We start from the raw sequence: 18,048 nt of genomic DNA, 5'->3' as shown, positions 1-18,048 counted from the left end.
GGCTCAAGCTTCGGTGCAATGAAGGGAACTCAGCTGGACGAGACCTGCGTATCGATCAGGTGCCGGATTCGCTGGACATAGAGATCGTAATAATCGTCGAGCCCGAAGCTCTTGCCGAGTTCCTTGCAGAGCAGGATCATTTCGAGCGCCTGTGACCATTCTGCCGCGCGATAGGCCGCAAGCATCGTGTTGTTTCTCTCATTCAATGTCAGGTAGGCAGCGCTCTCGGCCACTTCCACGCGTCCTAGGAGTGTGAAAATGCGCTCCAGTTCCCACTTTCCCCGCACCTGAAGATGATCGATTTCGAGAACGGCGAACTGACCCCGCACAGCCTGGGCAGTTCTCTCTCCAATGATGATGGGAACGCCGTAATGCTTCGTCAGCCCTTCGAGGCGGGAGGCCAGGTTGACCGTATCTCCGATGACGGAATAGTTGAAGTGAAGCTCGGATCCGAAATTGCCGACGACACATACGCCTGTGTTCAGGCCGATTCCGATCTTCATCGGTGGAATGGATTCACTCTCCTCGCTCTGGCGCTCTTCGTTGAGCTCGTTGAGGCTGTCCAGCATCGCGAAGGCGGCCTCGCAGGCGTTTATTTCGTGAATTGGGTCGTCCAGCGGAGCGTTCCAGAACGCCATCACCGCATCGCCCATATATTTGTCGATCGTCCCGCGATGCTCGATGATGTCCTTCGTCAGCGGCGTGAAGAGCCGGTTGATGAGGGTGGTCAACCCCTGAGGGTCGTCCTTATAGTGTTCCGATATGGTCGTGAACCCACGGACGTCGGAGAAGAGCACCGTCAGCTCGCGCTGCTCTCCGCCGAGCGTCAGCTTCTCCGGCGAATGCGCCAGCTGCTCGACCAGATCGGGCGAGAGGTACTGGTTGAAGGCCGACCTGATCCGATAGCGATCAGCCGATACGCTCACGTAGTTCGTGCACACGAGAACGGCATAGACCAGAAGGCTTGCCATCAACGGGAAGGTACAGTCGATGAGGAGATCGCGGAACGTGAAGAAATACCAGGACAGGCTCAAGGTCACGACCGCGGTCGTCCCACCGAGGAGGAAGAGCGTACCCGCATTCAATCGCGGTGCAAAGGCAATCAGGATCAAACTCAGCACGGTCGCCAGAACGAGTTCGATCACGGCGGTGTAGCTCGGCCGGCTCAGCGTCGTTCCGGTCAGAGCACTCTCCAGAAGTTGGGCGTGCAATTCGACTCCGGGTAGCGCCGGATGGATCGGAGTGACCTTGAGATCGAGCAGACCGGCGGCCGAGGTCCCGATCAGAACCATTTTCCCGGCAAGGCTGCCAGCCGGTATTCTCCCCTGCAGCAGATCGATCGCCGAGACGTATCGTCCCAGATTGGGAGGCGAGAAGTGGACCCAGACGCGCCCTTTGCCGTCGGTGGGAATCTCGATCGCGTCGACGCCGACACTCCGGACGCCGCTGGCATCGGTTTTGATGAGAACCGCACTCGATCCGGTCAGGACGCGCAGCATCTCGAGCGAAAGGGATGGCACGATCGTGCCGTCTGCAACCGCAACCACGGGCACGCGGCGGACGACGCCGTCTCGCTCGGGTATGATGGAGAAGATGCCATGTCCGTCCGCGGCCCCATCGAGGAGGGGTAGATTCCGCAACAGGTGCGGAAAATCGACGAGGTAGAGGCGCGGATCCGGGCCAATGGTCGCGATCCCGGTCTGGATCGGCGGATGCGCGATCGGCGCTCCTCCCGCGACACGATAACCCGACTGCCCGAGCACAACCTTTGACCGGCGAATGGCATCCGCGAAGATCGCGTCGTTGCCGGGCAGACGACTGAGCGCTTCGCGCATCGCAGGGTCGAGACCTTGGAATGTCTCGGCGGCAACTTCCGGAGAGCTGCGGTCCGGCTCCGGAAAGAGAACGTCGAAGCCGATGACCGTGCCGCCCTGCTCGGCGATCTTCGAAACCATCTCCGCCATCACCGTGCGCGGCCATGGCCATTGCCCCAAGGCCTGAAGGCTGCGCTCGTCAATATCGATGACTGCAACCAGCTCCTGCCGAGCCACGCGCGGATACATCAGCTGATAGATGTCGAAGGACTTCAGGCGCGTCGTCTCCGTGAGACCCGGGTCCCAGATTCTCAACGCGAGCAGGCTTAAGAGGAGCAGGAGGCCGAGAATTCTCCCGCCCCCGAATTGGCGCGTCCTCTTCAGAAGATCGATCACAACGGCCAATCCAGAAAGCGATAGGCCCGCTCCGTATCGGCCCGAGATCCGCGCGGCGAATGTCGCTTCTCCTGCTGGACGAACCCTCTCATACTAAGCGGATACGCCATGCGATGCATCGTATCCTCACAAGATGAAGTCGGTGGAACGGGGCAGTGCGCCCGCGATGTTCAACTGCGTCGAAAGCGTTTCCCCGCTCGTGAAAGTGATGGTCGCTGATACGACATTTGCGTCTCCGGCAAGTCGCCTGAGCTCGCCGATCGGAGCAATGAGGACCAAGCCATTGGGCGTTGCGACAAGATCCTCCGGTCCGATCTCGATGATTTCCCTTCCATTGACGAAGACATCGATATCGGCCACGGCCCCACTCGAAAGCGGCCGTCCGAGAACCGAGATATCGATCTGTTCGGGCGAGGTGAGAACGGAGGCTCCGCCCGTATTATCGATCTCGTTCAGCCGGGAGAGGTTGGCATTCTCGCCGACCCCAAGGGCGGTGATCTTCGCTCCATACACGTCATTCAACGTTGCAAGTTCGCCCCCGATCGCACCCTGCCCGGCACCGTCGGACAGGAAGTACAGGAAGTTGCTTTCCCCACCCTGATCGAGGATTCCCAATCGATCATTGGCTGCTCTCAGGGCATTGGCAAAATTCGTTTGTCCTCCCGCATCGAGGCCTCTCAGGTAATCCGCAATCGCAGCATCACCCGTTTGGCCGAGACTGAACGTCGCCGCGCTTACATTTCCTTCCGCCGCGGCATTTGCGGGGTCAGAGGCACCGTTGAAGGGAATTACGGTGACGGAGACGTCGGAGGGCGAGAATCCCAGTCCCCGGACCCTGTCCGTCAAAGCGATCAGGCTCGCGATTTCGGCGTCGAGGATCGTATTGGACCTTCCGTCGCCGTTGAGATCGCCGACCGGTGCACCGTCGAAGACGGCGGAAGTGCTGCCTGAGATGTCGATCAGGTAGACGATGTTCATCTGCGGCTGCAGAACCTGCCCGAGACCGATGGCCAGACCGAGATTTGCCGTCGAGGTTGTCGTCGCCGTGGGTGCGTCGACCGTCAGCGAGACCGACTGGCCGTTGAAGCCGAGAACGGCATTGTCCGAATCCGATTGACTTGGCGATGTGAAGGTTCCCGTGCCGCGGACCTGCAGGGTGACGCTCGCGGTATCCATCGCTCCATGAGCATCGGAGAGCGTGTAAGTGAAGGACACCGTCGCGGTTTGTCCGGCGCTGAGAGCCTGAAAATCGTCGCCGGGATCGAAGACCAGATCGCCGGAGGAGTTTCGAATGAGGGAGCCTTCGAGCAGAGCCGTCCAAGCAACGACGCGAACCGAATCGCCGTCCACGTCGCGATCGTTGCTCCTCAATGCAAGGAGCGTGCGCCCCGTCTCGCCGATCGCAGCGATATGATCGGCTGCGGCAACGGGGGCATCGTTCTGCCCCGTCACGGTCCAGGAGGCCGTAGCCGGAACGCGGGTGCCATCTTCACTCACCAAGGTATAGGAGACAGTGACAATCTCCCTCTCACCTGCACCGAGATGCTGATAGGCCGGATGTGACGGGTCCAGGGTGAAGCTTCGCGTGCCGGCCATATACCGTACGCCGGGAGGCAGGTCCGCCGACAGGAGAACGATAGGGGCGGCTGATGAAGAGGCCGCATCCGTCAGGGCGCTCAACCGTATCAGCGGACCGTCTTCGATACCCCTGCCGCGGATCGTTTCCGTGACCGACGGCTGCAAGGGCAGGACGATATCTCGGGGCGCTGCCGTCTCTCGGATGAAAGGCGAAACGGCCAGTTGCGAGGGATCGAGCGGATTGAGCTTCTCTAGCAGATTGACAGGGATGATTGATTTATCGCTGGGATCGCTGCTGCCGCGCCTCTGAGGCTCAGGCGAGAAGACCTGAAAGAGATCCCTTACCAGGTCGTTCTCGCCGCGGATTTCGTCGGTGGATTTCGTGATTTGCGTGATGCGCGGATCGGTGCCCGCGACAGGCGTCAGGAGCGTGGAGACCCGGGCATCAGAGATCGACGTTATCACCCGCGAGGGGTTCGTTCTGTCCAGCAGAAGGAACGACCCCACGGTCCCATCCGGCTCGGTGAGGAGGGAGAAGCGGGTCTCTCCGCTGAACGCCGAGATCTCTGTGTGAACCGCCGTGCCCCTGATCGCCATAGTGGCGACGGGGGTATCGACCTTGAGGTCGCCGGTCTTGGCGATCCGCCCGGCGACGAACCCGATGACGCCCTGGACAAGTGTGAACAGGGCCGAGTTCGCGCTCGAATCCGCAGCGTAGACCATGTCGTTCAGCACCATGCGGGCATTGGACGACAGGCTGAAGACCGTTCCATCGTTGAACTTGATCGTCAGGGACGAGCCAGATCCCGTCTGGACGACGTCGCCCTTGGCAACAGCATCGCCGAGACGCAGCTCAACCGATACGCCATTGCGCATGACCGTGACGGCACCGGATGCTTTCTCAACGCGCCCAATGACGATCCGCCCGTCCGGAACGCTTGTTATCTGAGCATATTGTCCTGGCGTCTCGGACCCCGCCAGAGCATCCACCGTCGCCCCGGAGAGACCCGACCCTTCGCGCGTTGCAAGGCCAGGGCGCCGTTCCTCCTTGTAGTAGCCAAGAATGACAGCGTTCTTCTCGGGGCCGAGGAGCAGAAGATCGTCACCCGATTTTTTGTAGTCAGCTGTGAAAAGCAGGTCTTTGTCGGGAAAAAGGATCGAGGAATCCGGGTCAGCACCACGACTCGACGCGTCTGCAGCATCGATCTGAATGTCGAAGGCGCCGGCGCCGTCCCCGGATTGGTACACAGCGGATCCCTTGGGTTTCCAAAATGATATCCTTTTCGCTGCGCCATTCCTACCGGAATGAAATCTCAACTCGCTAAGTAAATCAGGAATGATACCTTAAAATTTCTGAAAGCGAGAAGTATTATACCACGTTAGAGGTAAGCCAATAGTAGAGCACGCAGTGTTTTTGCTCGCTCCCACCTGCGGATATGCGGCACGAATTGTCTCGCGCTACTTTGCTACTATTCTTCCCGGAGCAGCCCAAGCGGAAGGCTTGGTACAATGGCACCCTTGTCCTGCTCGACCTTCCTTAGCACGGCACATGGTAAGATCAGGCCGTCGGCGTGATCCGATAATAGGCGTCGACGCGGGCGCCATACTCGTCGTCCGTGAAAGGATCCTCATCGGCTCCATATCGAGGCGCACCGGCGAGACGATCTTTATCGATGTCCACCACATAGCCTCCAAGCCGCGTGTCGTAGGTCAGCGCCCGCCAGGGTAGCGGATGATAGCTCTCTCCAATGCCGAGAAACCCGCCGAAGCTCATGACGACGTAGGCGACTTGGCCCGAAACCTTGTCGACCATGAAATTATACACCGTTCCAAGCTGCTCCTCTGCCCGGTTGAACACCGGCGTGCCTTCGACCTTGCTGGAAGCGATCAACCGCCGCGTTTCCTCGATGGCGACACCCTCGCTCGACGGATCGAGTTCCATGGATCCCGGCTGGCGCATCTCTCTTTCGTTCGGCAGCTTTGTCGGCATAACGTTCTCCTCCGGTGAGAACGCCACGGCGCTGGAACCCGTTCCGATGTCCCGACGCGACAATGTTTTGGCTCAAGCCAGCAAGACTGCCCCTTTGCCTTTCTTTATTGGGCCGCATGGGGGATGGCGATGTTCTGCGTACCCCTTATCCACCTCGCTTAAGCGCTCCGCCTGCCCTTGAGCCACCTCTCGGCGGGCGTTGCCAGCATCGTGGTCAGGATGACGATCACGGCGCCGATGCACAGAGACAACGACGGGATTTCGGCGAAGAAGAGCCAGCCTGCCAAGCCCGAAAAGATAATCGAGAGATAGCCCAAAGGTGCGAGGAGCCGCGCCTCCTGCTTCTGGTAGGCTTGGAGCCAGCAATATTGACCAAGCTGTGCAAGCACGCCGACAAGGATGATGCTCGGCGCTTCCGACCACGGGATCGGCACCCAGACGAGAGCTGCAGGGATCGACGTCAGCAGCGTCAATCCCACCGTATAGAACAGCATCAGGACAACGGTGTTCTCACCGGCGAGGCGTCGCGTCTGTACCACGGCAAGAGAACCGAAGAGCACCGATCCGAAGGCGGCGAGCAATCCCACGTCCCATGAAATCGCATCCGGCCGCACCATGATGATGACACCGATGAAGCCCAGGACCGTGAAAAGATAGCGTATCCTGCTGACGCTCTCCCCCAGCATGATTGCGGCCATGACCAGAAGCATGAGTGGCCGGGTAAACCCGATCGCCGTCACCAGTGCGAGCGGCAATGCGGCAAAGGCGGCAAAATTGAGGGTCAACGCGATCGAGTTGAATCCGACGCGCGTGAGATGTCCGCGAATGTTGGACAAGTTGGTCAGCTTCGCGCGATGACGCCATACGAGCGGTGCCACGGAAACGAACCCGACAAGCGACCGGAGAAACACAAGCTGGATCGCGGGATAGGTCTCGCCTTCTGCCTTGACGATCGCCTGCATCACGGTCACAAGCGCCATGTCGAGGAGCAGCCACCCCGCACTGCTCCACAGCGGCACGGGAGGCCGAATCGGGCTCGTTTCGGCTTCGGTCGTCATGTCCTCTCAGGCAGGCTGAACCAGATTGGCGAGAAGACGGAACGCGCCAGGCACCAGCTTGTCCAGCTGGTGATGCAGCACGAGCGCCACATGGGTGTGGCGGCCTTGGCCGATGCGGGCGGAGATCAACGCACCCTTGAGCGGCTGCTCGCCTGCGTCGTTCATCGACAACAGCTCTTCATATGCAGCGTCATACTCAGAGGCGAAATACAGGCCTCTCTCCTTGTCCCATCCTTGCCAGTCACCGGCCTCGATGCGGTTCGGATAGGCCAGCAATGAATTTTCCGGCAGAAGAACCGTGACGGGCGCGTCAGGATCGGTCACGCGCCAGCGAAGCGAGGGCGAACCGATGACGAGACGGCGAGGCGGCGTGCGCTCCGGATCCCAGGCATCGGTCGGGCGGTGATAGAGCGTCACCAGATGGCCACCCTCCTCCACGAACCGGTGCAGCCGCTCGGTTGCGACCTTGAGATCGCGCCTCAGACCAAATGCGAAGGTGCCGACGACAATGGTGGTGAAGCCCGCAAGCGATCCCGCAGTCAGGTCCGCCTCCCCGAGCTCCGTGACGTCGAGACCGAGGCGACGCATATGCGCGCCGACATTGTCGCTTCCGCCTCCGACATACCCGATGCGTGCGCCGAGAGGCAGAGCGACGTCGAGCGCCAGAATCCGGAGATCCGCTAGCGCAATGAAAGCGCGCTGCTGAATATGAGGATAGGCGATTGTCCGCACGGCGTTTGCCGGCCGGCCATCCACCATCGGTACCAGCGTGGCAAGACCAGCGACGCCCTGCTCGGGCGGCTCGACAATCCACTGTTCCTCATGCCGCCGCACAGTCCATCCGTCAGGTGCCTGCCAGCCTGATATCTCCGTGCCGACGGATCGAAGAGAGATGCTCGACCGCGGCGCTCCGACCCTGACGATCACAGTCGATGGATCGAGGGATAGGGATTGCGAAGGTCCGATGATGAACGGCTCCTCCGGATCGAGATCGACCCTGACGATGCGTCCGTCGATCTCGCCGGAGACGCGGATGCCAGCAGCGCCGTTTCCCCTCAACGAGTCGAAGGCTGGAGGATAATTCCCGGTCAGGGATACCGATGCGGGAATCTCGATTGCATAGTCGGTATTGCTGTCAGAAAGCGCAGTGGCTGACACCCCATCGGGAAGTCGTGGACTAATCGCCAGGTTTGCCAGAGTGGGCGCATCGATGCGAACTTCGAGCACAGGCCGGGATCCCGGATGAGACGAGCCCTTGAAGACCGCACGAGCTTCGTTGACGCTCGCCTCGAATATTGCGACATTGATCTCCCGCAGCTTGCGCTCGAGCCGATGCCTGATCTGATCGATTGCGTTCGGAGCAATCCCGTCTCGTGTCTCTTCGATAAGGGACGCGGCCCAAACGAGTGCCTTGACGATTTTCGTTCGATCAGGAAATGCCGCAATGGCGGCATCGATATGCTCCTGAGCCTCCCGCAACTTCACGGCAACCGCATTCGGCATATTATAGGTGGCGGCGAGATCGGCGAGCGTCCCGGGCAGATGATCGCGGATATCTCGCTCTTCGACGGGTGAACCGCCTGCCCGCAGCTTCACGTGCAGGCTCCATCGGTCAACCGGGTTGTCGCGCCATACGCCCATCCCCTGGGATGCATGCGCCGCGCGAGACCATTCGCCAAGCTGTCGGTAGGCGAGGCCGGTCACCTCGTCTCGGCCGGACGCTTGAACGATCAGCGTTGCCGGCGGAGGCGGCACCTCGTCATCATAGGCATAGCCGGCGCCCGACCAGGCAGGGAGATAGAACTTGCAAACCTGCCACGGCCGAAGCCCCAACTTTTCATGCTCTGGAAACGCCGCGGCATCGGCTGCCATGAAGAATGCCTTTTCAGCGGCGCGCGTCATGGCACGGTGGTGGCCGTGCTGCCCTGGAACATCCAGAAATGTCGGGATGACGATGTCGGGTCGATACTGCCGATAGGCCCGGACGAGACGCTCAACGATACGCTCTTCGCCCCATCGCCGCAGCGTGTCCTCGCCGTTCTTCGAGAAGCCGAAATCGTGAACAGGGTCATCAGGTCCGTGGCCGAGCCATGCCACATCGGCATCCATGCGCCGGGCAGCCTCCTCCATTTCGGCGGTTCTGAGCACGCCAAGCGCCGCACCGCGCTCAGCCCCCAAAGCATTCTGCCCGCCCTCCCCGCGCGTGGAACAGGCAACGACGACACGCATTCCCATTGCAAAACGCAGCGCCGACAACATGCCGTTGATCTCGTCATCCGGATGCGCACCGGTATTCATGACGGTCAGCACCGACCGCAGGCGGCTCAAGGAACGGTGCAGACGGACGAGCGCCGGCTGATGAACGGCACGGGCCAGACGGCGATGATCATCCAGCAAGAGACATCTCCTCATTCGGTTGTTCACGGCGAGCCGCATGAGCGGTGTCGAGCCGGGGGGTCATGGTTTCCAAAAGCGGCAGGGCGGCGGCTCCAAGGGCAGCAGTCAGCCGGCCCGTGCGCCCTTGGATGAGGCGAGCTTCGTTGCGATTCCTACGGCTCGCGACGGACAAGGGGAGCGGCTGCATCGCCTGGATCAGATCGTCCAAGAGGCTGGGCGGTAGAGCACCGCCAATCACGATGGCTTCAGGATCGAAAAGGTTTTCGAGCATCGCGACCTGAGGCGCGAGATAGCCGGCGGCCTCCTGAACCCACGTAGCAATGACGGGATGCTTCTCGCGGTGAAGCTGCTCCAGCCGCGCATAGTCGAGATCCGTGACCCCGGCCGCAGACAGCTTCTCCGTCAGCGCCTGAATGGACGCATAGGCCTCGAGGCAACCATGCTGCCCGCATGAGCAAAGGTTGCCTCCCTTCTTCACCAGCACATGACCGATTTCGCCCGCATTGCCGTTGGCGCCACGGAACGGACGCCCGTCGATCATGATGCCGAGACCGAGCCCTTGGCCGAAATAGATGAGACAGAAATTCTTCAGATCCTTCGCCGCGCCATGCAGCCGCTCGCCAACGGCGGCGGCAGTCGCGTCGTTCTCGAGGGTAATAGGCGCGCCCATCATGTGCCCGATGCTGCCGGCAGCATCGAAGTCCAACCACCCTGATAGAGTCGTCGGGCCGACCGACGACATTCCCTCGACATTGAAAGGGCCCGGCATCACGACACCGATCCCGAGGAGTTGCGGCACGGGAGGGTTCAATTGCGCCTGTGCCGCTTCGATCTCTGCCTTGATGACCGGAAGGACCGCCTCGGGATTATTGCGTCGGATCGGAACGCTTCGCTGCGCGCGAATACGGCCGCCGATATCGACGAGAAGGGTGCAGATATGGTCAGCGGCGATCTCCACGCCGGCGGTCATGCCCCCATTGGGATTGACGGTGAATTGCATCGGCGGCAGGCCACGGCCTGCTCGCAAGCGTCCGGCCCCAATCAGCAACCCGTCGGCGACGAGTTCCTCGACGATATTGGACACCGCCTGCGTGCTGAGATGCGCGTGCCGCGAGATCTCCATGCGTCCGACCGGCCCGAATTGGCGAACGACATCGAGCACCACCCGACGGTTGTGTGAACGGTTGCGCTCCGGGTTGCTCCCGATTGTCGACGGCGTTCCTGCTTTCGATTTTCTGGGCATCACCATCACTCCAGGGCCCAACGATGGCGCGCCTCAATGAATAACTCAAGTGAATTATCTTATTGACAGGCCGCCGAGTCTGGTGGAGCCTTCAGGCCGGAACGGTCCTTCGGGAGGCCGCTGCCAGAGAATGATGGGTGTCCAGAGCCCAGCAATAATGGAGAGGGATATGCGTTTTCGTCACATGCTAGCGAGCGTCGCAATAGGCGTCGCAACTCTCGCTTCGACCGGCGTCAAGGCCGTCGAGATCGAATACTGGCAGTATGTCTTCGACACCCGCGTCAAGGCGATGACCCAGCTGATCGCCAAGTTCCAGGAAGCCAATCCGGATATCAAGGTCAAGCAGACGACCTTCCCCTATGCGGACTACCAGACCAAGGTTGCCGCAGCGATCCTCGCGGGACAAGGCCCCGACGTGGTGCAGCTCTTCTATGGCTGGACCGACACTTTCATCGCCGGCAAGATGATCCGCCCCTTGCGCGCGGAAGCCTTCCCCTCGGCCGACATCGAGCGTGACTTCTTCCCGATCGTGAGCGCGATGAAACGCGGCAACGATTATTACGGCCTGCCGACCGCCGTGCGCTCCCTGGCGCTGTTCTACAACAAGAAGATCTTCAAGGATGCGGGCCTCGATCCCAATAATCCGCCCAAGACGCTCGACGAACTCGTCGCGGCAGCCGAAAAGACCACGAAGCGCGACGGCAGCGGCAACATCGTCTCCGCCGGCATGACGCTCGACATGGGCGGGCAGGATCACCAATGGTGGCGCGAGGTGCTGATCCGTCAGTTCGGCGGGACGCCCTACACGGACAACGACACGAAGGTCACCTACAACGATGAATCCGGCCTGAAGGCCCTCACCTTCTACACAGATCTGCAGAAGAAGCACAAAGTCGGCCAGACCGGATTCATGGACGAAGGCCAAGCGGCCTTCCGGGCCGGCCTCGCCGCAATGACCATCGACGGCACTTTCCGCCTCGGCTCCTTCGGCACGATCAAGGCCTTCGAGTGGGGCGTGGTCGAACTGCCCGCCAACGCCCAGGGACTTCGCAGCAACTATGCCAGCTATTTCGCCAACGCGATCACCAGCAAGGCGGAAGGCGAGAAGCTGGCGGCGGCCGAGAAGTTCCTGAAATACGTCTCCTCTCCCGAAGCCATGAAGGTCTGGATGGAAGTGGTCGGCGAACTGCCGGCCCGTCGCGCCGCGGCGCTCACGCCTGAAAACGCCGCTCACCCGATCTATGGTCCCTTCCTCAAGGGATTGGAATACGCCCACACCACCCTGTTCAAGGACGAACTCGCCCAGCGGCAGGTCGCTATCGATATGGTCAACCGCGTCATCATCGGTGGCGAGGAGCCCAAGGCGTCGCTCGCCAAGGCCGCCGAGGCCGAGCAGGCGATCCTCGACCGCGCCAAGCGCTGATCCACGTCGCGAGGATCGAACCATGTCCGTCGTCGCACATCGGGAGGTCGCCGCACCAGGCGGCCTCTGGTCTCGGTTGAGCCTGGGACAGAAACAGGTGATATGGGCGTGGGGCTTCCTCGCGGTTCCTCTTGTCTTCTATGTGGTGATCCGTTTCTGGCCGACCTTTCAGGCCTTCTATCTCTCGGTCACGGACTGGACAATCACGAAGCCTGCCTCCTTCGTAGGTTTGGAGAACTACAAGCGGCTTCTTGCCGACCCGCTCTTCTGGCAGGTGTTCCGCAACACCTTCATGTATCTGATCCTCGGCACGCCGATCAGCCTGCTGATCTCGTTCGTCATCGCCTATTATCTCGATCGGGTGCGGTTCATGCACTCCTTCATCCGCGCCCTGTATTTTCTCCCGTTTCTCACGACGGCGGCGGCGATGGCATGGGTCTGGCGCTGGTTCTATCAGCCGGTTCCGATCGGCGTGATCAACGATATTCTGTCCTCTTTCGGTATTCCGCAGCAGCCCTTCCTCCGCTCCACCACGCAGGCACTTCCGGCGGTGCTGGCACCGGCGGTCTGGGCGGGACTCGGCTTTCAGATCATCATCTTTCTCGCCGGCCTGCGCGCGATCCCGGTCACCTATTATGAGGCGGCGCGGATCGATGGCCTGTCGGAGGGAGCCATTCTGCGGAAGATCACGCTTCCGCTGCTCAAGCCGACGCTCGTCTTCCTGGTGGTCTTTTCGTCGATCGGCTTCCTGCGCATCTTCGATCAGGTCTACAACATCAACACGAACGATCCCGGCGGGCCGCTGAATTCGACGAAGCCCCTCGTGCTGATGATCTATCAGACGGCCTTCAGCTCCTACGAAATGGGATATGCAGCGGCTCAGACCGTCGTGCTGTTCGTCATCCTGCTCGTAATCTCCCTCGTCCAACTGCGCATCATGAGAGACCGCTGATGAAGGAAGCCGCATCCTCCCCGGCTCTTGTCCTGTCGCGCGTACGGCCCGGCAGAATTGTCGCCTGGACGCTTTTGTTCATCGGCGGCGTCATCATGGTGACGCCCCTCCTCTTTATGCTATCCACGTCGCTCAAGGATGCTTCGCAGGTCTACGATCTGCGGGTGATCCCGGCAGCGCCGACGCTCGACAACTACGTCGAGATCCTGGGAGACGGCCGCTTCACGCGCTGGTTCATCAATTCGACGATCATTGCCGTGATCGTTACTCTCTCGAACGTCTTCTTCGACAGCCTCGTCGGCTACACGCTGGCGAAGTTCCAATTCCGTGGCCGCTACATCGTCTTCATCGCCATCCTGTCCACCTTGATGATCCCGACCGAGATGCTGGTGCTGCCCTGGTACCTCATGGCCAGCCAGTTCGGATGGATCGACAGCTATTGGGGCATCATGTTCCCCGGCATGATGACGGCCTTCGGGACCTTCCTGATGAAGCAGTTTTTCGAAGGCGTACCGGACGACTTTCTGGAAGCGGCCAGGATCGACGGGCTCAACGAGTTCACCATCTGGTGGAAGATCGCCATGCCGCTCGTGACCCCCGCCCTGTCGGCGCTTGCGATCTTCACATTCCTCGGCAACTGGACGGCCTTCTTCTGGCCGCTCATCGTCACCACGAGCGCGGAGCTCTATACCCTGCCGGTCGGCCTCTCCAGCTTCGCGGTGGAGCAATCCATCCAATGGGAGAAGATCATGACCGGCGCGAGCATCGCGACGCTTCCCACCCTCATCATCTTCCTGTTCCTCCAGCGCTACATCGTCCGCGGCGTGATGCTGGCCGGACTCAAGGGCTAAAGCCGATGATTGCAGGCACCTTCAACGACACCTCCGTCTTTCCCGATCCGGTCTACAAGGAAACCGTCCTCCGTCCTCTCTTCGACGGGGCGAAGGATCACCATGTGGAAGGCTTTCGCCTCATCGACCGCGCCCATCTGGTGATGCTGCACGAGACGGGCATCCTGACCATCGAGCAGGCAAGGCCGATTGCGCAGGCGCTGGAATCCATCGACCGCGAAGTCGACGTCGGCACGCTGACCTATACCGGCGAGGTGGAGGATTTCTTCTTCCTGATCGAGAAGGAACTGCGCAAGCGCCTTGGACCGGATCTCGCAGGCCGTCTTCATACCGCACGCTCCCGCAACGACATCGACCACACCCTGTTCAAGCTCGGTCTCAAGCATCGCATCGATCCTCTGCTGGAACGGATGACAAAGCTTGCGGAGACACTGGCCGCGGTGTCGGAGCGAGAGAGCCATACGCTCATCGTCGCCTATACCCACGGACAACCGGCGCAGCCGACCGTCTTCGGCCATTACCTCTGTGCCGTCCTGGAGACGCTGCTGCGCGATATCGCCCGGCTCGAAGCCGCGCGGGATATCGTCGACCGGTCTCCCATGGGTGCGGCCGCCATCACCACGAGCGGTTTTCCCATCGACCGGGACCTGGTGGCCCATCTCCTGGGCTTCAGCCGGCCGTTGCAGAATTCCTATAGCTGCATCGCCTCGATCGACTACATCACTTCGACCTATTCGGCGATCGAGCTGACGTTCCTGCATCTCGGCCGCTTCATTCAAGACCTGCAGTTCTGGACGAGCTTCGAGGTCGGTCAGGTCTATGTGCCCAATGCGTTCGTGCAGATCAGCTCGATCATGCCGCAGAAACGCAATCCCGTTCCCATCGAGCATATGCGCCATCTGGCGTCGCAGACTGTCGGACGGGCACAGGCGATGCTCACGATCCTGCACAACACGCCCTTCACCGACATGAACGACAGCGAGGGCGAGAGCCAGGGCTTCGGTTACGGCGCCTTCGAGAGCGCCGGGCGGGTTCTCGACCTCCTCGCGGCGCTTGTTCCAGCCTTGCGGATCAATCCGGATCGCGTCCGGCAGAATATCCGCCGCAGCTGCATCACCGTGACGGAGCTCGCCGACAGCCTCGTTCGCCTGGAAGGGCTGTCCTTCCGCGAAGCGCATGAGATCGCGGCGGAGGTCGCCCGCGCCGTGGTCGCCATCGAAGGCGATATCGCGGCCGACGGATATCAGGCCTTTCAGGAGGCTTTCGAACGCTGCGCGGGCCGGCGGACGCAGGTCGACCCGGAACGTTTCGCCACGATCGTCTCGCCGGAGAATTTCGTCGCCGTTCGAGACCGTTTCGGCGGCCCCGCCCCGAAGGCGCTTTCCTCCGCAATTGACGGATACAATCGCGAGCTCTCGGATATCCGCAACCGGGTGCGAAACATCGAGCAGCGTGCCGAGGCCTCAGCGCAGGACCTTCAATCCCGATTCACCGCCCTTCTCGGAGCCCGCTAATGGCCACCATCGAGCTCGACAGTCTTGTCAAACGTTACGGACAGACAACCGTCGTCCACGGGATCGACCTTGCGATCCAGGAAGGCGAGTTTGTGGTCCTGGTCGGTCCTTCCGGATGCGGAAAGTCGACGACCCTGAGGATGATTGCCGGACTTGAAGAAATCAGCGGTGGTCAGATCCTGATCGACGGGCGTATCGTCAACGAGCTGCAGCCGAAGGACAGGAACATCGCCATGGTGTTCCAAAACTACGCCATCTATCCCCATGTGACGGTGGCCGACAACATCGCCTTCGGTCTCTACCGCTCGAAGCTTTCGAAGAGCGAGAAGCGGCAACGCGTCGAACAGGCCGCGGAAACGCTCGGTCTCTCACATCTCCTGGAGCGCCGGCCCTCGGCTCTCTCTGGCGGACAGCGCCAGCGCGTCGCCATCGGCCGGGCGATGGTTCGCGACCCGGCCGCCTTCCTGTTCGACGAGCCCCTCTCCAACCTCGATGCTCAGTTGCGCACCCAGATGCGCATCGAGATCAAGCGTCTCCATCACCGGCTCGGCACCACCTCGGTCTTCGTGACCCACGATCAGGTCGAAGCGATGACGATGGCCGACAGGATCGTCGTGATGCGGGACGGGCGCATTCTTCAGGTCGGAACGCCGCTGGACCTGTACGAGAAGCCGGTCGATGTCTTCACCGCTCGCTTCATCGGCAGCCCGACGATGAATCTGGTACCCGCCACTCTGCGTGATGGCCGGGCCGATTTGTCATCAGGCGGATCCGTTCGTGTTCCGCCGTCATCCGCCAAGACGCCGGATATCCTGGTCGGCGTGCGTCCGCAGGACCTCGTCCCGACGCAGGCGGATTCGGCGGGCCTCACCGTGTCAGGCCCGGTCGCCGTCGTGGAGACCCTGGGCTCGGAGACGCTGGTTCATATCGAGACCGCGGGTCAGACCCTCATCGGTTCTGCGCCCGGGCGGCAGATCCCGCAGATCGGCGAGCATCTGACGCTTCATGCTCCGTCCGAGCGGCTCTATTATTTCGACAAGGTCACAGAAAAGGCATTGGCAGCCTAATGATCGGGAAGCCAGCGGGGCGGCACAAGGTTTTGTGCCTTGGACGGACCTATTGCGACATCATTTTCACGGGCCTGCAGGATATGCCGGTGCTCGGCCGGGAGCGTTTTGCCGAGGATGTCGCGATCGCGGCAGGCGGCGGCGCCTATATCACGGCGGCTCATCTGTCTTCCCTTGGGCGACCGGCGGCACTTCTCACGCGCCTTGGAACCGATTCTCTCTCGCGCAGCCTTGATCCCGAACTCGAAGCCAGCGGAATCGATCTCTCCTTCATCGAGCGCTCCGAAGATGCCGGCCCACAGCCGACCGTCGCGCTGAGCAAGGGCGGCGAAAGAGCTTTCATCTCCCGACGCGCCGGCACCTCCCGCCCTGCCACACTGGAAAGGGCCCTGTCGGCATCTGATATCGCTCACCTGCATATCGCGGAGTTTGCGACGCTTCGGGACAACCCGGATGTGATCGCACTGGCGCGCGACAGAGGCCTGACGATCTCGCTCGATCCGAGCTGGGACGATCAGCTGATCCGGCGGGATTCGGATTTCTTTCGACTTTGTGAGGGAATCGACATCTTCCTCCCGAATGTCGAGGAGGGCGAGGCTCTGACCGGCGAGACATCTGACGACATGATTCTGCGCCGGCTGAGTGAAAGCTATCCTCTCGTCGTGCTCAAGCGCGGTGAGCAGGGAGCCTTGGCCTGTCATGGATCGACCGTTGCCAGTGCCGGCGCTCGCCCTGTCGACGTGGTCGACACGACAGGCGCCGGCGATGCATTCAACGCCGGTTTTCTCCATTCCTGGCTAGGCACATCCAATCTCGAGGCGAGCCTGGCAGCCGGCGTCGAAGCAGGCTCCCTCTCCGTGCAATCGGCCGGCGGCGCTCCACCAAGACGACGCGACTGAGTACTTTGTCCGAGCTGCCGTCACACGCTGGTGACGGCGCTACTCATCCGACGGAAGCTCCCGGTAGCGCAACGCACTGCTCCATGCCTGCTCGAGCCGTTTGAGCGTGCGGAAGGTGGATTCCAGTTCCCGGGCTTCCGCCTCGTTCCGCACGACGAGCTGGTAGTAGCCCTTGTCGATCTGCCGAATGAGGTCACAGAGTTGGCGGCCTTTTTCCGACAGGCGAATGCGGGCCGAGCGCCTGTCTCGCTCAGAGGCGGTTCGAATGATGTAATCGGCTTCGACGAGCCGCTTGAGGCTGTATGAGGCATTCGAGCCCAGATAGTAGCCACGCTCGATCAGATCCCGAACCGACAGCTCGCCCGGTCCGATCGTGAACAGCATCATCACCTGCGAAGGGCTGAGATCGTCGACACCCGCCTGGATCAGATCGGCTCGGATCAGATCGAGCGATCGCCTGTGCAGGCGCTCTATGGCGCGGACGATGTCGATATGCGTAACGCCGGACGTATCCATGCGAGGCAACCCCTGACTCGAAGCCGAGGTCCAGGATGCCATGTCCCCGGTCGAACCGGACCGGGGCACATCGGCACCTCGAACTTCTCTATTGTCAGATTCCCGCCCAGATCCGGCAGTCAAGACGTCGAATGGATCTCGCATCTTAATTCCCATGATTTCTGAATAAAAAATAGTTCGAAATTCGAATTAAATTCAGTCACGGGTCTGTAACATAGTTATTCATGACACTGCCCCTATATAATACGCTGCATTTACAGCTCTCTTTTTATTCGAAACTTTCATTTAGTTTTCGAATCATACTTTATGGGTAGACGCTTTACCATTCTTGTCTCATAACTCACTTCGAA

Annotated in this window: 13 protein-coding genes; 6 read left to right on the top strand and 7 right to left on the bottom strand. The window is 60.9% G+C overall.

What is annotated here, in order from left to right:
* Positions 1–29: 29 nt before the first annotated feature.
* The 6 genes from JKL46_RS03390 to JKL46_RS03365 all read right to left on the bottom strand — a co-directional run bounded on the left by JKL46_RS03390 (position 30) and on the right by JKL46_RS03365 (position 10,476).
* Positions 30–2,210, bottom strand: a complete 2,181-nt coding sequence (locus JKL46_RS03390) for a CHASE2 domain-containing protein (RefSeq protein WP_201830000.1) — start codon at positions 2,208–2,210, stop codon at positions 30–32.
* A gap of 126 nt (positions 2,211–2,336) precedes the next feature.
* The gene (locus JKL46_RS03385) at positions 2,337–5,036 is read right to left on the bottom strand and encodes an Ig-like domain-containing protein (RefSeq protein ID WP_201829999.1); all 2,700 of its coding nucleotides are present in this window, start codon (positions 5,034–5,036) and stop codon (positions 2,337–2,339) included.
* 310 nt (positions 5,037–5,346) lie between these two features.
* The gene (locus JKL46_RS03380) at positions 5,347–5,778 is read right to left on the bottom strand and encodes a PRC-barrel domain-containing protein (protein WP_201829998.1); all 432 of its coding nucleotides are present in this window, start codon (positions 5,776–5,778) and stop codon (positions 5,347–5,349) included.
* Positions 5,779–5,936: 158 nt separating this feature from the next.
* Positions 5,937–6,836, bottom strand: a complete 900-nt coding sequence (locus tag JKL46_RS03375) for a DMT family transporter (RefSeq protein WP_201829997.1) — start codon at positions 6,834–6,836, stop codon at positions 5,937–5,939.
* Positions 6,837–6,842: 6 nt separating this feature from the next.
* Positions 6,843–9,233: a PIG-L family deacetylase gene (locus tag JKL46_RS03370; protein ID WP_201829996.1), complete on the bottom strand. Its 2,391-nt coding sequence runs from the start codon at positions 9,231–9,233 to the stop codon at positions 6,843–6,845.
* On the bottom strand, positions 9,223–10,476 hold the full coding sequence (locus tag JKL46_RS03365) for an ROK family transcriptional regulator (protein WP_201829995.1): 1,254 nt from the start codon (positions 10,474–10,476) through the stop codon (positions 9,223–9,225). The genes JKL46_RS03370 and JKL46_RS03365 overlap by 11 nt, the downstream gene beginning before the upstream one ends.
* 169 nt (positions 10,477–10,645) lie before the next feature.
* Here JKL46_RS03365 and JKL46_RS03360 point away from each other — a divergent pair, with 169 nt between their 5' ends.
* The 6 genes from JKL46_RS03360 to JKL46_RS03335 are packed head-to-tail and all read left to right on the top strand — an operon-like array spanning position 10,646 to position 17,182.
* Positions 10,646–11,899 carry a sugar ABC transporter substrate-binding protein gene (locus tag JKL46_RS03360; RefSeq protein WP_201829994.1) on the top strand — a complete coding sequence of 418 codons (1,254 nt, stop codon included), beginning with the start codon at positions 10,646–10,648 and terminating at the stop codon, positions 11,897–11,899.
* 22 nt (positions 11,900–11,921) lie between these two features.
* Complete coding sequence (locus JKL46_RS03355; protein ID WP_201829993.1) at positions 11,922–12,851, top strand: carbohydrate ABC transporter permease; 930 nt, start codon at positions 11,922–11,924, stop codon at positions 12,849–12,851.
* The gene (locus JKL46_RS03350; protein ID WP_201829992.1) at positions 12,851–13,702 is read left to right on the top strand and encodes a carbohydrate ABC transporter permease; all 852 of its coding nucleotides are present in this window, start codon (positions 12,851–12,853) and stop codon (positions 13,700–13,702) included. The genes JKL46_RS03355 and JKL46_RS03350 overlap by 1 nt, the downstream gene beginning before the upstream one ends.
* A 5-nt stretch (positions 13,703–13,707) precedes the next feature.
* Positions 13,708–15,216, top strand: coding sequence for an argininosuccinate lyase (gene argH, locus JKL46_RS03345; protein WP_201829991.1), 1,509 nt, complete (start codon positions 13,708–13,710; stop codon positions 15,214–15,216).
* Positions 15,216–16,283: an ABC transporter ATP-binding protein gene (locus JKL46_RS03340; protein ID WP_201829990.1), complete on the top strand. Its 1,068-nt coding sequence runs from the start codon at positions 15,216–15,218 to the stop codon at positions 16,281–16,283. The genes argH and JKL46_RS03340 overlap by 1 nt, the downstream gene beginning before the upstream one ends.
* Positions 16,283–17,182: a carbohydrate kinase family protein gene (locus tag JKL46_RS03335; protein WP_201829989.1), complete on the top strand. Its 900-nt coding sequence runs from the start codon at positions 16,283–16,285 to the stop codon at positions 17,180–17,182. The genes JKL46_RS03340 and JKL46_RS03335 overlap by 1 nt, the downstream gene beginning before the upstream one ends.
* 39 nt (positions 17,183–17,221) lie before the next feature.
* On the opposite strand, the gene JKL46_RS03330 is transcribed toward JKL46_RS03335, so the two are convergent.
* Entirely contained in the window at positions 17,222–17,698 is a 477-nt protein-coding gene (locus tag JKL46_RS03330) for a MarR family transcriptional regulator (RefSeq protein ID WP_246529108.1), read from the bottom strand.
* Positions 17,699–18,048: the final 350 nt, after the last annotated feature.

Source organism: Microvirga zambiensis WSM3693 (genome assembly GCF_016735695.1).
Classification (GTDB): Bacteria; Pseudomonadota; Alphaproteobacteria; order Rhizobiales; family Beijerinckiaceae; genus Microvirga; species Microvirga zambiensis.
The sequence above is the reverse complement of the archived record's forward strand: the minus strand, read 5'-3'. Positions and strand labels throughout refer to the sequence as shown.